Here is a 15,225-nt window from a genome sequence, read left to right as displayed (position 1 = left end):
TATTAATGGGCCTCTAACCAATTCAAACCAGTATCTAACTCCACATCTAAAGGCACGTCCATTTTAAAGGCATTTTCCATCTCAGTTTTAACTAAAGTTTTGATGGTTTCCAATTCTGGTTTATAAACATCAAACACCAATTCATCATGCACTTGTAAAAGCATTTTGGTTTTAAAATCGTCTTCTTGAAGCTTGCTGTAAATATTAATCATGGCAATTTTAATAATATCGGCAGCGCTACCTTGAATGGGGGCGTTTACAGCATTTCGTTCTGCAGCCCCACGTACTACAGCATTTCTAGAATTGATATCTTTTAAATAACGACGACGACCTAAAACGGTTTGCACATAACCATTATCTCTAGCAAAATCGACTTGCTCACTCATGTAGGCTCGCAATTTAGGATAAGTTTCGTAATAGGTGTCAATCAATTCTTTGGCTTCTCCACGAGATAAATCAGTTTGATTACTTAATCCGAAGGCAGAAACACCATAAATAATACCGAAGTTTACAGTTTTTGCATTGCTTCGTTGTTCACGAGTTACTTCATCAATGGTAACATTAAATACTTTTGAAGCAGTAGACGCATGAATATCTTCTCCATTTTTAAAAGCTTCAATCATTGTTTCTTCTTTACTTAAAGCGGCAATAATACGGAGTTCTATTTGGGAATAATCGGCAGCCAATAAAATGAAATCTTCATTTCTAGGGATAAACGCTTTGCGCACTTGTCGTCCACGTTCAGTTCTAATTGGAATATTTTGTAAATTAGGATTGTTACTACTTAAACGTCCTGTAGCGGCAACGGTTTGCATATAATCTGTATGTACACGTCCTGTAGTTTCTTCAACCTGAGAGGAGAGCATCAACATAAGTGCTTTTGAGTTTTGATAAACCTCTAAAATCTAAAATATTCTGAATAATCTCATGATCTTTCGCCAAATAACTTAAAATATCTTCTCCAGTTTTGTATTGCCCCGTTTTGGTTTTTTTAGGTTTATCAACTAAGTTTAGTTTTTCAAATAGAATTATACCCAACTGTTTTGGAGACGCAATATTAAATTCTTCGCCTGCAGCCTCATAAATACTTTTCTCAAGATTTGTAATATCAGTATTCAGTTCTTCAGATAACCCATTTAGAAAATCTTTATCTAGATTAATACCTTCTAATTCCATAGCTGCTAAAACGCGTAGTAATGGAATTTCAATGTCATCAAACAATTTTTGAGTGTTTGCTTCGCCTAATTCATTTTTAAAGTGTTCTTTGAGTTGCAGAGTGATATCTGCGTCTTCAACAGCATATTCGGTCTGTTTTTCTATTGCAACCTCACGCATTGATAACTGATTCTTTCCTTTTTTGCCAATTAATTCTGTGATAGAAATTGGGGTGTAATTTAAGTACGTTTCAGCCAACACATCCATATTATGACGCATATCTGGATTGATTAAATAATGCGCTAACATGGTATCAAATAATTTGCCTTTAACTTCAATATTATATTTAGCCAATACTTTAATATCATATTTTAAATTCTGGCCAACTTTTTCAATAGTTTCACTTTCAAAAAACGGACGCAATTGCTCAATCAATTCTTGAGCTTCGTTTTTATCTTCTGGAAATGATAAGTAAAACCCTTTACCAACTTCCCAAGAAAAAGCAATACCAACCAATTCCGCAGTTAAAGGATTCAACCCTGTAGTTTCCGTATCAAAACACACAGACGTTTGGCTCATTATATTTTTAACAAACAGTTTTGTTGCCATGCCTGACGCCACACTTTGGTAAAAATGCGATGCGGTTTCAGCGGTTTTTCTCGTAGATACAGAATTTGTTTCAGCATCTGTTTCATTTGAAGGGTCTGCACCAAATAAAGAAAACTGACCAGCACCAGCCGAAGCTTGCTCTTTTGGAGTCGCTTTAGGTTTTTCTTCAGCAGCTTTAGTGTTTGATGATTGCGTTGTTTCAGTAGCTGTTGCTTGCCCTTCAACACTAAAAGTTTTCGTGAAATTATCAATTAATCTTCTAAATTCTAACTCTTGGAAAATCTCAACAACTTTAGGAATATCTGGTTGGTCTAATTCAAAATCTTTTGCATTAAATGTTACAGGAACATCCAACATAATAGTAGCTAACTTTTTTGAAAGCAATCCCAATTCGCCATTCGCCTCCACCTTCTCTTTCATTTTACCTTTTAGTTGGTCTGTATTAGCCAATAATCCTTCCATACTGCCATAGGCTGCCAAAAACTTTTTTGCTGTTTTCTCGCCAACACCAGGTAATCCAGGAATATTATCACTAGAATCGCCCATCATACCTAAAAAATCAATGACTTGTAATGGGTCTGTTACTTCAAATTTTTTCTGAACTTCAGGAATGCCCCAAGTTTCGTAACCACCGCCAAACATAGGGCGATACATAAAAATATTTTCAGAAACCAATTGCGCAAAATCTTTATCAGGTGTTACCATAAAGGTTTTGTAACCTTCTTTTTCGGCTTGTTTAGCTAGTGTACCAATAACATCATCTGCTTCATATCCAGCCTTGACCATAATGGGTATATGCATAGCCTTTAAAATATCCTGAATAATAGGAACAGCAATACTTATAGCCTCAGGCGTTTCATCTCTATTGGCTTTATAAGCTTCGTACATTTCTACACGGTCTGCACTTCCGCCTTTATCAAAACAAACTGCTAAATGGTCTGGGCGTTCCCGTTTTATAACATCTAAAAGCGAATTCATAAACCCCATAATTGCTGAGGTGTCTAGACCTTTTGAATTGATTCTTGGGTTTTTAATAAAGGCATAATAGCCACGGAAAATTAATGCAAATGCATCAACTAAAAAGACACGTTTATTATCGGACATTTTGTTTGATTTGAAAGAAAATCAAATCTACAAAAAGTTATGGGTATTTTATAGGGTAAAAGGAATGAATAAAAAAAGGGAAGTAACATAATTTTACATTTGTTACTTCCCCTTAATGTTGATTTAAAGTTTTATTAATCAACCATAATTTTTTTAGTGAGTATTCCTATTTCAGTATATACTTTTAATAAATAAACACCCGTTTGTATATGATTTATTTTAATATGAGACATTTTAATTGTATCTAATACACGCTTACCTAACAAATTAAATAATTCTACTTTTTCAAGTTTTAAAGGCGAAGAAATATTAATATAGTCCTTCGCTGGATTTGGATAGATAGAAATATTATGTTCTAATTCGTTAATCTGTTTGGTACTTAATGTTGCAAAGGAAAAACTTGTAGTACCAGTTTGTCCAGCATAAACATCTGTAGGAGCAAATCCACCAGTTGGATCTGCTGAAAAATAACTGTTAAGTGCACCTCCAGCTTCTGTACTAGTTGCCAATGCACTATTGTTATCTAGAATGCTTATTTCGCCAGTTGAAGGTGCCCCTAAAACATCAAACGTTGCTAGTACAATAATATCATTAACATCATGTGCTGGTAAATCTGCATCACCTGAAGTGCTCGCAATGAGGGTAGCAGATCTATCATAACCTGGGTCAAATGCATCAAGGTTTGACGCAGGTATAACCGTTGCTGAATCTAAACTTAAAAAGCCTAAAGTAATATTACTTATTGAGGCACCATCTTGTAGCATGATGGTAAACCCAAACGATTCTAAATTTGGAGGGTTAGCTACGTTACCCATAAAATTTGGAATAGCTGCTACCGAATAATTGTAATCGCTGTTTTGAATTAATGTGAAACTATAATTGTCTTGTGCTTGTATTGTAAAGTAACTTAAATATACAATACTGAATAAAAGTAATTTTGTTTTCATGATTTATGGTTTTATTATTAATTAATTGTTCGCGCCTTCTGGAAGCTGTTGTGTAAACACATAGGTTGGTACAGGTGGCGCCCCAAAAATTGAGTTAGAAGGGTTGTTTAACGTGTTGTTTCTTATATGAAGTACATCACTTCCGCCTCCAAGATATTTTGTGACATTATTTAAATCAACATCTGTATTATTATATCCTAATGACGGAAATGTTGGTATTGGAGGTGCACCAAATACGGAATTGTTAGAGTCGTTAAATACTTGACTTCTTATGGATGTGTTTTCTGAAAAACCACCAAGATAGTTGAGCCTTCCATCGCCATTAGCATCGCCAGCCCAAAGCGCAAGCACACCAGAAGGCATACCAAATGAGGTTTGTGCATTGGTGCCAAAAGTTGTAAAACTATTGGTTGTGAAATCCACTACAGTTCCTGTGCTTTCGTTTAAAGCAATGGTTGCGTTAGACATTACGCCTAAATGGTTTCTGTGTTTTACAACCACATAATAATTGGTTGGTGCTGCTGTCATTATCAAATCTGAAACGCCATCTAAACCAACAACATCCCCATCACGTTGCAATAAGGCAGATTTTCCGTTTATAAGTTTGATATTATTATTTGCTGCCCGTAATTCTACCCAAACCCAATCTACAATGGCATTTGTTCCAGAAATGCTTAATACTGCTGGCGCAACGGTAACACCATCTGAATACGGGCTAGTTGTTGGTATTACGCCTTCTTCACGTAAAATATCATTCATTAAACCTGCTGTTGCAGGATTTAAAAGTGCGCCTTGTAAAAACACTTTTGGATCTATAATGATTTTGAAATTGGCATTTATAAACCCTTCGGAAACTGAAACGGTTTCAGAGGTGCGTTCTGCAATGTTAACTTCGCCTATGGTATAAACTACCTGCAGAGTTGCATTGCTTACAGTTGCTCCACCGCTATCGATACTAAAATTTTCTATGCTTTGGCTAAAACTCGCTGTACATATAAAAAATAGAGCTAAAACTAAATTTTGTGTTTTCATTTTTTGATGGGTTTTAATGTTATTTTATTAATCTATTTTCATTAGAACTAGTGAGAACGTAGCACCATTATATTGAGCATCAGAAGACTTTAAAACTATATTGTTTTGAGAACCGTTACCTCCACCTCTGAGGTCAACGTATACAGATTGGTTATCCCCAGAACTGTAATTTCCCAATGAGGTATACCAACTAAATCCACCCACACCGCCAACTGTCGATCTTATTTTAACACTTACTACATAAGAGTTTTCCCAATTATAACCAGAAGGGTAATTGATGTAAGTAATTCCAGAGCCATCAGTTACACCAGTTAGTTTTGTAAGCCCTGAAATTGCTACACCAGATGCCCCAATTTTTGTTGTACCAGTTACAGTTAAATCACCATTAATAGATACTTTACCATCACCTTTAACCCTTACAATATTTCCTGCATTGGTATGGAAAATATTAAAAGCGCTGCTAGCATCAGAATCATTAGTATCTCCATAAAGTGTCCATAAGTTTCCATTGGTTGTATCTGTATTAGTAAAATTGATACGTGCTCCATGTATGCCTTCATGAATTAAATTGAGATTGGGTTGAGATGGTGTGTTGACGGCTTTTACTTCTAAAAAGCCATTGGGTTGGTGCTCTCCTATACCAACCTTACCGTTTTTTAAAATGGTTAATGCGTTATTTCTAGTTGAACTTGTACCATTACCAATTTCAAACAAAGGGTCTGTTGCAATAATATTACCTGTGGTGCCACCTCCAATATTATATCGACCAATTGCAGTTGAGCCATAAGCTTCGGCTCTTGTAGAAGCACCTAAAGCTGTTGAGTAATATCCAGAAGCTACTGTGTTATTGCCCATTGCAGTAGCGTAAATTCCAGAAGCAGTATTAAATCCACCCAAAGCTGTTGAATTCAAACCAGTTGCTCCTTTTGTAGCTGAATCAACGCTATTATAACTTAAATCAATAGCATTTTTACCAATATTTCCATAATTACTAGGTGCTTGCCCTTTTAATCGCCAACCATTTCCATTACCTTCATCTAAAACTTCAAGACCTGAAATATTACCTGCTGTAAGTGCATAAGGTACAGCCATAAACTGCGTTGTACCTAAATCAACTAAACCAGAACCAGTATTTATTTTTACATTTAGAAAATGGTCATCACTTTCCCAAGAAATACTGTTGTAAGTTCCGTTGATTTGTGCGCCATCTCCAATTTTAAGAATAAGTAAACCATTGGCATCTGTAGTTGTAGTGTGAGCCTCTCTGTATTGAAGGGTTTGTGTTGCTCCCTTTAATATTGATAATTCAGTAGTTACTGATTGGTTTGCCACCACATTGCCAGAAGCATCTCTAATTAGAGCTTTATAGTTAATGAATTGTGCTTGTGCAGCACTAACCATTGTAATAAGTAAACAACTTGTGATTAGGAGTAATTTTTTCATGATTAATATTTTTTTGTGTTATGGCGTTTGTGAATAGTTATTTTCTAAAGCACTTAAACGTTCTTTTAAATCATTGATTTCTGAAATTGAAGCTTCTAGTGCATCTATTTTTTGTTGTTGATTTTCAATGGTAAGTGCCATTGCTTTTTTCTCTTTTCTTAATTCTTGAATTGCCTTTATAGCAATAACCCCAAAGCCAGAGTAGTTGAGATGGTACACATCATCTTTTGTATTGTAGTTTACTAATTCAGGATAAATGGCTTTAACATCTTGTGCAATCAATCCAAGACTGCGTTTATCATCTTTTTGGGCATTATAGAGATAGCTTAGTGTTTCTAAATTCATAAAGTTCTGCCATGAGAATGGAAGTGGTTTAAAATCTTTTTTAAGGCGTCTGTCTGATGTTGAAGAATACACACCTGTAACGTTATCGAAATTACCAACAGAACTAGTCCCTTGTTTTTTAGAGTAAAGAAGTAAACCTCCGATGTGCTATTAGCGGTGTACATGCGCCACCAATTAGTGTTAGTGTCTGTGTTTTCTAGTTTAAAACCTGAATTCGAACTTGATGTGTCATGATACACATGAAATTCAGTATTTGGAGTTCCATTTACACCTACTTCACCATCTCCTATAACCTGAATAATATTACCAGCATTTGGATGATATAAGTTAAAAAAGCTACTAGCATCTGTATTATTTGTGTCTCCATAGAGTGTCCAAAGGTTTCCGTTGGTGGTATCTGTGTTACTAAAGTTAATACGTGCTCCAGTAGGACCTTCGTGTATTAAATTAAGATTGGGTTGAGATGGAGTATTTGCAGCTTTTACTTCTAAAAAACCATTGGGTTGGTGCTCACCAATACCTACTTTACCGTTTTTTAGAACTGTTAGAGCGTTATTACGATTATTATTATCTCCATTACCAATCTCAAAAAGAGGATCTGTTATTATCCAATCTTCTGGATCACCACCTCCAATATTATAGCGACCAATTGACGTAGAGGATAATGTTTCCGCCAAAGTACGATCACCCATAGCTGTAGAAAGGTCACCAGATGCAGTTGAAGACCCCATTGATGTTGAGCCTTCACCAGATGCAGTTGAAAACCCCATGGCTGTGGCAACATACCCAGATGCAATTGAACCTTCTCCCATTGCCGTAGCTCCAGTTTCTGAAGCTAAAGTATAAGATCCCATAGCTGTGGAATAATACCCTGAAGCAGTTGCGCCGGACCCCATAGCTACAGAATATGTGTCAGACGCAGTTGTCCCGTTTCCCATTGCAACAGAGTATGTGCCTGTTGCTCCTGTTTCGGTAGAAGCTGTACTTGAATAACTTAAATCAATTGCTTCTCTGCCTATATTTCCATAATTGTTTGGATTTTGTCCTTTCAGTCTCCAACCATTGCCATTGCCTTCGTTTAAGACTTCTAGTCCAAAACTATTTAAATTTGTATCTGCATACTCTTTAGTAATAAGTGCTTTATCATCTGTGATTTCTGCTAAATCAAAACTTGGTGCCGTAATAGTTCCATTTTTTAATATAGTTAAAGCGTTGGATCTTTCAGTATTATTATCACCATTTCCAACTTCAAAAAGAGGATCTGTTATTATCCAATTTTCTGGATCACCGCCTCCAATATTATAGCGACCAATTGACGTAGAGGATAATGTTTCCGCCAAAGTACGATCACCCATAGCTGTAGAAAGGTCACCAGATGCAGTTGAAGACCCCATTGATGTTGAGCCTTCACCAGATGCAGTTGAAAACCCCATGGCTGTGGCAACATACCCAGATGCAATTGAACCTTCTCCCATTGCCGTAGCTCCAGTTTCTGAAGCTAAAGTATAAGATCCCATAGCTGTGGAATAATACCCTGAAGCAGTTGCGCCGGACCCCATAGCTATAGAATATGTGTCAGACGCAGTTGTCCCGTTTCCCATTGCAACAGAGTATGTGCCTGTTGCTCCTGTTTCGGTAGAAGCTGTACTTGAATAACTTAAATCAATTGCTTCTCTGCCTATATTTCCATAATTGTTTGGATTTTGTCCTTTCAGTCTCCTCCCATTGCCATTACCTTCATCTATTGTTTCCAAACCAGTAACATTTCCTGCAGAAAGCGCATAAGGCACAGCCATAAATTGCGTCGTGCCCAAATCAACTAAGCTAGATCCTATATTAATCTTCACATTTAGAAAATGGTCATCAGTACCCCAATCAATTGTTGAATAGTTTCCACTATCTACTGAGCCTTCTCCTATATTTAAAACAACAATACCATTAGCATCAGTAGTTGGTGTATGCGTTTCTTGATATACTGAAGTAACATCTTCTAAAATGGTTAGTTGTACGGTTACAGTTTGGTTAGCAATCACATTGCCGTTGCTATCTTTAATGAGAGCTTTGTAGTTAATACCATTTTGAGCAACTAGTAATGCTGAAAATAGTATTGCCGAAACTGTAAGTAAAATTGTTTTCATTTTAGTGAAAATTTTATTGATGATAGATGTTTAATTTACTTTCTTGTATAAATAAACGGCTCCAGCATTATTGGCTGAAGTATCATTTTGATTTCCTTGGATGCCTGTTGCATTGCTGTCTTCAAATAAACTACCCACTATGATAGTGCCACCATTTGCACTTATTGCAATATTATTGCTGTTGTGTTGAATAGATGATAAACCACTTTGTCCAGGTATTACAGCAGAAACCGTGTTTTCCGCTTGAGTTAATTGATCGCCTGGTTTTGGATTTGTTGCTTTTAGCATTTTAGTTTGAGACCAAACACCTTGATTTTTGAAATACAAATGCAGCACCAGAAACACTAAATTCATTGTTGGCGCTTGCAGTATTTGAAACACCAGAGGCTAAACTATCTTCTCCGTGGGCTCCAACCACTAATTTAGAACCATCAGTATTGATAGCTATTGAAGAATAGCCAAATAAATCATTATTATCAATAATGGTATTTTTAATATATGCATCCTGTACCCATGAATCAGTACTGTCGTTAAAAATATAAACAGCTCCAGAAGATGATTTATAATTATTGGTACCATCAGTTGTATTTATTCCTGGAAAACCACCAGATTCATTTGGTGCTCCAACAGCAATGGTATGGCCATCTGAACTTATGGCAAGCGCATAGCCAAACCTGTCTCCAGCATCTGCATTTGAAGCTTTTATAAACGTGTCAAATTGCCAAGTGCCCCCGTTTTTTCTATACACATATACTGCTCCAGAGTTTGGGCTATCATTATTACTTTCATCGCCATTCAATCCTGTTGCATTACTGTCTTCTAAAGGAGCACTTACAGCCAATACTGTGGCATCACCGCTCAATGCTACTTTAAATCCAAATGAATCTGTAATGTTATCGTCAATTACATTTGGTTTAAAAAATTCTTCTACTTCCCAAGTTGTACCATTAAATACATATATATAAACGCCTCCATAGTACCTTATAAATCCAGTTGAATGTGCTGGATTTGCGCCTACACCAGTTTCTATGCTCGTATTTGCTATAGCACTTATAGCTATTGTATTCCCATCATCACTTAAATCTAAATTTGCTCCAAATTTCCCCCAGAATGGTTCAGGATATACAATTTGTTGTTGCTCAGTCCAGATTCCAGAGGTTCTTCTGTATATAAAGGCTTCATCATCGCGACCTACAGCTAGTGTGTTCCCGTCAAGCGATAAGGATACGCTCATCCCAAAACTAAAGTAAAGAGTAGAAGGCTTTATATATGCTTCCTGCTGCCATTGGGTACCATCATAATGAAAAACATAAACGGCTCCACGATTACTACTTGTTCGAGATTCATCACCATTAATAGTTGTAGCTATACTTCCTTCTTTTGGGGCACCTACCGCCATAGTTAATCCATCGCCACTTATATCTAAAGACATTCCGAAAAAATTATTGAATGCTGTATTGGATGCCTTGAAATAAGATTGTTCCTGTACTTCATAGTCGCTTAAAGACGTATTAAATGTTGTTGTATTCCCCATTTTATCTAGACCTAAACATAGCCAGTCTCCATCTGTAAAAATGCAAAAACGTTTATTTGATGTATCAAAAACCAACGTACCATCTACTGGTGGGTTTCCATCGCCGTCTGTCACGCTACTTAAATCAGAGACTCGAGGCATTACAGCACCCATATAATTACTAGAAATGTCTAATACTCCTTTTGGATTATCTGTACCTATTCCCACACGGTTGTTTTGACCATCAACGAAAAGAACGGTGTCATCACTTGCCGTTATTATTTCAAGGCCGTCTCCAGTTATTTCCACTTTTCCATCTGTTGCATTGATTACTCTTCCCAAACCATTACCACCTTTATTATAGCTGTCGTTAAGTGTTCCTTTACGAGTGTCCTCAGCAAAGTTTGCATATGGCACAGATAAAAATTGAGTAGTACCCAAATCAACTAAACCAGAACCAATATCTGTTTTCACATTTAGAAAATGGTCATCAGCACCCCAATTAATAGTTGCATAATTACCACTATCTACTGAGCCTTCTCCTATATTTAAAACAACAATACCGTTAGCACTTGTAGTTGGAGTGTGAGTTTCTTGATATACAGAAGTAGCGTCTTCCAAAATGGTTAGTTGTACGGTTACTGTTTGGTTAGCAACCACATTACCTGAATTATCTTTTATTAGGGCTTTATAATTGATGCTTGAGCTTTGGGAATAAGCGTCCACAAAACAACACATTACCAATATGGCAATAAGTAATTTTAATTTCATGATGTTAATTTTTGAAGTCTTATTTTGAGATAAATAGAGGCTTATTACAAAAAAACAACCCTATAATTATTTATGAAAGACTGATTAATAGCTAAGTGAAATTAGCCATTGTACTAAAGAATGGGTGCTTTTATTTAGTGAAGACTAAATTTTTTTTAGTGAATGCAAGTAAACTTAATTATAGGTTTTTTAGCTTGTTCATGACTAAAGCCTTTTGGGAAGCACTTAACGGAATAGGTTCTGTTTTAAGAAACAGTTTATTACTTTCTATAGCTTCAACATGATTTAAATTTACCCAATACGAACGATGTGTTTGAGTAAACATGTCTTTATTAAGTTGTTGTACCATATATTTTAGAGTATGTGGTACTAAATGAGAACGTGTAGTTGTATATACGTAGCAATAATTATCAAAAGCTTTTAAATAAAGGATGCAGTTTTGATTGATTTTATAGGTGCGCCCTTCAGATTTTAAAGTTATAAAATGGACGTTTTGAGATTCGTAGTTATGCCATGCCAATTCTATATTGCTTCGCAAACTATGTTCTGTAAAAGGCTTTACAATATATCCTAATGGATTGGTTTGCTTCACACGGTCGATGGTTTCGGGGTCGGTTTGTGAGGTTAGAAATATATAGGGTTGCTGGTGTTTGTCTAACTCTAGAGCTAAATCAACACCGTCTCTTGAGCCTTCCAATTGGATGTCAATAAGAATCAAATCTGGTTTTAGGGTTGTAATGTCTTTTAAGGCAGTAATAGCATCTTCGGCATCACCTACCACTTGGAACCCTTGTTTAAGTAATGCGATTTCAATTGTAGATACAATTAAAGGTTCATCTTCAACAATATAGATGCTTTTTGCTTTCAAAGATTAAGTTTTTAAGAAAACTACATTAAGGTAGTGCTTTTGGCATAAAAATTTAGTGAAAGCCTACTTTTTTTTAGTGAAGCAAATTCTTCTAATCTCATTTAGGATAAAATAGTGAACTTTTTAATATTTAAAATCGCCTCTGTGCCTTCGTTTTTCTTAGAGTTGTAATTTAAAGTGGCTTTTAGTTTTTTAGAAAGTGCTTTCATTAGAGTAATACCAAAGGATGTACTTTTAATATTGCCTTCAAAACCAACACCATTGTCTTTTACTTTAAGTATCAGTTCATCGTTTTTATGCTCAAACTTAACCCATAGTTTACTAGATTTATCAATGTTTTTAAAAGCATGTTTTAGTGTATTCACAATAAGTTCATTCAAAATTAAACCAATAGGAGTGATGGTTTCAATATCCAAAACGACAGATTCAGTATCCACTTGGTAGTTAATAGATTCCGATTGAAATTGATGGCTTTCAAAAATATCATTAACCAAATCGTTAAAATATTCTTTAGTGTTAATACCAACTAGCTCCTCTTTATTATATAATTTTTGATGGATAAGTACCATGGAGCGCACCCTGTTTTGAGCTTCTTTTATGGCAACTTTTGCCTCTTTATCTTCAACAGATTCAGATTGCAGATAAAGTAATGAAGACACAATTTGAAAACTGTTTTTTACACGATGATGAGTTTCTTTTAATAATACATTTTTCTCGTCCAAAGTGTTTTCCAACATACGTTTTTGTGTGGCTAGCAATTTGCTTTTTTTCTTGTTTTCATAACCAAAATAGCCCAACAGACTTATAATAATCAAACCAGAAATTGCTAGAATGAGATACAATCTTTTTTGTTGTTCATTCTTTTCTCCTTCTACTTTTAAGAGTTGTAGTTGCGCATCTTTCTTTTCAGCTTCATATTTTGTTAGTGCTTCAGCCATATTTTGGTCTTGCTCTATTGAAATTACAGAATCTTTTAATTTTTGTGACTCCAAGGAAAGCTCATAAGCATTTTTATAGTTCTTGGTTTGAGAATAATAATTAGCCATGGCGTTGTAAGATTCCATGAGTTGTTCATCGTGTTTTACGTCTTTTGCTATTTTAATACCTTTCTCTAAATAGGGGAATGCATTGTTAAATTTCTTTTGATTAGTTAATGCTAAGCCAATGCCTGTATTGGCTACAGCATGCACTATAGGCACTTGCTCTATTTTTATAAAATTGAGAGCATTAGTATATTTTGGAATTGCTTCATTATATTTTTTACTAAAAATCTTTGAGTTTCCATAATTCATGTAGCTTATGCCTAAGCTTATTGAATCGTTTATGGTTTTGTAGTAGGAAATAGCATCATTTAAACAAGCTTCAGATTTTAAGAACTGCTCATTATTCATATATAATATCGAAAGATTATTGTTTACATTGGCTACCCAAGGTTGGTCGTTAATTTTTGAAGCTATGCCTTTAGCTTTTAAAAAGTATTTTTCTGTATTTTTAAAATCGTCTCTAATGTTGTAACACGCTGCAAGATTATTGTATACTCTAGATAGTTTTTTGTTTGGTGTCTCTTTTTCTAACAACTTAATAGCGCTTAAATAGAAAGGTATAGCCTGTTCGTAATTATGCGTTACATAATTTATCATACCATTAAAGTTTAAAGCATTAATAGTGTTTAAAGGAGTAGGTGTTTTTTTTGAAATAGAATCATATAGCTTAGTGTATACTATGGCATAGTCTGGATTGGCGTATAATTGTGATGGAATTACAGTTGCTAAATAATCCAGTTTGTTTTGATTGTTCTCAATAGTTTTTAGACTATCTAAAACCAAATTGTCTTGAGAGAAACTTAAAAAGCTAGTTAGTAGAATTAAATAACTTATGAGAAGATATTTCAAAATAGCAATGTTTTACGTTGTATTGCTAAAATAGTGATTTTTATAATGAAAGGATTTTCTATATGTAGTACTACCTAAGGAAAATGTATAATTTCTTAATCAATAGTTAAATAACTTACACTTTTTAAATATTAATTTTGAATACCGCTATCTTTGATCAAAAAACATGTTGCGCTGGATTATTTTCATACTTATTTTTATTATCATAGATATTTACGCATTTCAAGCGTTTAGGGTAGTTTCTAAAAGCCTTTGGTTAAGTTTAGCGTATTGGTTTGTTACGCTTTTGGTACTTGGTAATTTTATTTATCAATTCTATGGATTAACAAGAAGCGATTTTGGGAATCCCCAAGCCTATGCGTTTGGTTTTTTTATAGCTTTATTAGTACCTAAAATGGTAGTACTAGGACTAATGTTTACCGAAGATGTTTTTAGAGTTCCACAAGCAATATTTCGTTATTTTACTGAGGGTTCAAATACCGATATTAAATACATGCCTTCGCGTCGTTCATTTATTTCAAAAATTGCACTTGGAATTGCTGCGATACCTTTTGGAGCCATTCTTTATGGAATGTATAAAGGAAAATACAATTTCAAAGTATTAAAATATACGCTAAGTTTTGAGGATTTACCTGAAGCTTTTGATGGGTATACATTAACTCAAATAAGTGATATCCATTCTGGAAGTTTTGATAATATTGATAAAGTAAATTACGCAGTAGATTTAATAAATGAGCAAGAAAGCGATGTGATTTTGTTTACTGGAGATATGGTAAATAATGTAGCTGAAGAAATGATACCGTATGTAGAAATTTTTAGTAAACTTAAGGCTAAAGATGGTTTGTTTTCTGTTTTAGGAAATCACGATTATGGCGATTATGTAAAATGGGATTCAAAAGTGGCGAAAAGTAAAAACCTAGAACATTTAAAAGCCATTCAAAAGCAAATAGGATTTGATGTGTTGCTTAACGAAAGCAGATATATTGAGAAGAATGGAGAAAAAATAGCTATACTAGGTGTAGAAAATTGGGGAGCAGGAGGTTTTAAAAAAGCAGGAGATTTAAAGAAAGCAGTTTCTGGAATTCATAAAAATGACTTTAAAATATTACTAAGTCACGACCCATCACATTGGGAAAAAGAAGTAATTGATGATGATTACCACTATCACTTAACACTAAGCGGGCATACACACGGTATGCAATTTGGCATTGAAATACCAGGTTGGTTTAAATGGAGTCCTGTAAAATGGCGTTATAAATATTGGGCAGGTATTTACAAACAAATGGGACAATATATAAATGTAAATAGAGGTTTTGGGTATTTAGGCTTTCCTGGTCGTGTTGGAATTTGGCCGGAAATCACAGTAATAGAGCTTAAAAAAGACACACATAGTTCATAATTGCATGGA

General features: G+C 34.8%; 10 protein-coding genes and 1 pseudogene. 1 reads left to right on the top strand and 10 read right to left on the bottom strand.

What is annotated here, in order from left to right:
- Window positions 1–2: 2 nt before the first annotated feature.
- The 10 genes and pseudogenes from polA to AC0L5U_RS12570 all read right to left on the bottom strand — a co-directional run bounded on the left by polA (window position 3) and on the right by AC0L5U_RS12570 (window position 13,817).
- Window positions 3–2,868 (bottom strand): annotated as a pseudogene (polA, locus tag AC0L5U_RS12615) (DNA polymerase I).
- Between the two features lie 134 nt (window positions 2,869–3,002).
- Window positions 3,003–3,815, bottom strand: a complete 813-nt coding sequence (locus AC0L5U_RS12610; protein ID WP_473416758.1) for a T9SS type A sorting domain-containing protein — start codon at window positions 3,813–3,815, stop codon at window positions 3,003–3,005.
- Window positions 3,816–3,836: 21 nt separating this feature from the next.
- Window positions 3,837–4,847, bottom strand: a complete 1,011-nt coding sequence (locus tag AC0L5U_RS12605; RefSeq protein WP_473416757.1) for a hemagglutinin protein — start codon at window positions 4,845–4,847, stop codon at window positions 3,837–3,839.
- 27 nt (window positions 4,848–4,874) lie between these two features.
- A complete protein-coding gene (locus tag AC0L5U_RS12600) occupies window positions 4,875–6,290 on the bottom strand; it encodes a hypothetical protein (protein WP_473416756.1) in 1,416 nt (471 codons plus the stop codon).
- A gap of 18 nt (window positions 6,291–6,308) precedes the next feature.
- On the bottom strand, window positions 6,309–6,635 hold the full coding sequence (locus AC0L5U_RS12595; protein WP_473416754.1) for a tail fiber domain-containing protein: 327 nt from the start codon (window positions 6,633–6,635) through the stop codon (window positions 6,309–6,311).
- Window positions 6,632–8,773 carry a hypothetical protein gene (locus tag AC0L5U_RS12590; protein WP_473416753.1) on the bottom strand — a complete coding sequence of 714 codons (2,142 nt, stop codon included), beginning with the start codon at window positions 8,771–8,773 and terminating at the stop codon, window positions 6,632–6,634. The genes AC0L5U_RS12595 and AC0L5U_RS12590 overlap by 4 nt, the downstream gene beginning before the upstream one ends.
- A gap of 30 nt (window positions 8,774–8,803) precedes the next feature.
- Window positions 8,804–9,061 (bottom strand): hypothetical protein, encoded by a 258-nt coding sequence (locus AC0L5U_RS12585; protein ID WP_473416752.1) that lies wholly within the window; start codon window positions 9,059–9,061, stop codon window positions 8,804–8,806.
- A 1-nt stretch (window position 9,062) separates the two neighbouring features.
- Entirely contained in the window at window positions 9,063–11,057 is a 1,995-nt protein-coding gene (locus AC0L5U_RS12580; protein ID WP_473416751.1) for an FG-GAP repeat protein, read from the bottom strand.
- A 178-nt stretch (window positions 11,058–11,235) separates the two neighbouring features.
- Window positions 11,236–11,925 (bottom strand): LytR/AlgR family response regulator transcription factor, encoded by a 690-nt coding sequence (locus tag AC0L5U_RS12575; RefSeq protein ID WP_473416750.1) that lies wholly within the window; start codon window positions 11,923–11,925, stop codon window positions 11,236–11,238.
- Between the two features lie 101 nt (window positions 11,926–12,026).
- Window positions 12,027–13,817, bottom strand: coding sequence for a tetratricopeptide repeat-containing sensor histidine kinase (locus AC0L5U_RS12570; RefSeq protein ID WP_473416749.1), 1,791 nt, complete (start codon window positions 13,815–13,817; stop codon window positions 12,027–12,029).
- 166 nt (window positions 13,818–13,983) lie between these two features.
- On the opposite strand from AC0L5U_RS12570, the gene AC0L5U_RS12565 reads away from it, so the two are divergent.
- Window positions 13,984–15,216, top strand: a complete 1,233-nt coding sequence (locus tag AC0L5U_RS12565) for a metallophosphoesterase (RefSeq protein WP_473416748.1) — start codon at window positions 13,984–13,986, stop codon at window positions 15,214–15,216.
- Window positions 15,217–15,225: the final 9 nt, after the last annotated feature.

Source organism: Jejuia sp. G7-7, assembly GCF_055808955.1.
This window is presented reverse-complemented; position numbering and strand designations above follow the sequence as displayed.

Bases quoted from the DNA above. Each gene is read 5' to 3' on its own strand.
- AC0L5U_RS12610 (WP_473416758.1), bottom strand. From the start codon at position 3,815: ATGAAAACAAAATTACTTTTATTCAGTATTGTATATTTAAGTTACTTT.
- AC0L5U_RS12605 (WP_473416757.1), bottom strand. From the start codon at position 4,847: ATGAAAACACAAAATTTAGTTTTAGCTCTATTTTTTATATGTACAGCG.
- AC0L5U_RS12585 (WP_473416752.1), bottom strand. From the start codon at position 9,061: ATGCTAAAAGCAACAAATCCAAAACCAGGCGATCAATTAACTCAAGCG.
- AC0L5U_RS12600 (WP_473416756.1), bottom strand. From the start codon at position 6,290: ATGAAAAAATTACTCCTAATCACAAGTTGTTTACTTATTACAATGGTT.
- AC0L5U_RS12590 (WP_473416753.1), bottom strand. From the start codon at position 8,773: ATGAAAACAATTTTACTTACAGTTTCGGCAATACTATTTTCAGCATTA.
- AC0L5U_RS12565 (WP_473416748.1), top strand. From the start codon at position 13,984: ATGTTGCGCTGGATTATTTTCATACTTATTTTTATTATCATAGATATT.
- AC0L5U_RS12595 (WP_473416754.1), bottom strand. From the start codon at position 6,635: ATGAATTTAGAAACACTAAGCTATCTCTATAATGCCCAAAAAGATGAT.
- AC0L5U_RS12580 (WP_473416751.1), bottom strand. From the start codon at position 11,057: ATGAAATTAAAATTACTTATTGCCATATTGGTAATGTGTTGTTTTGTG.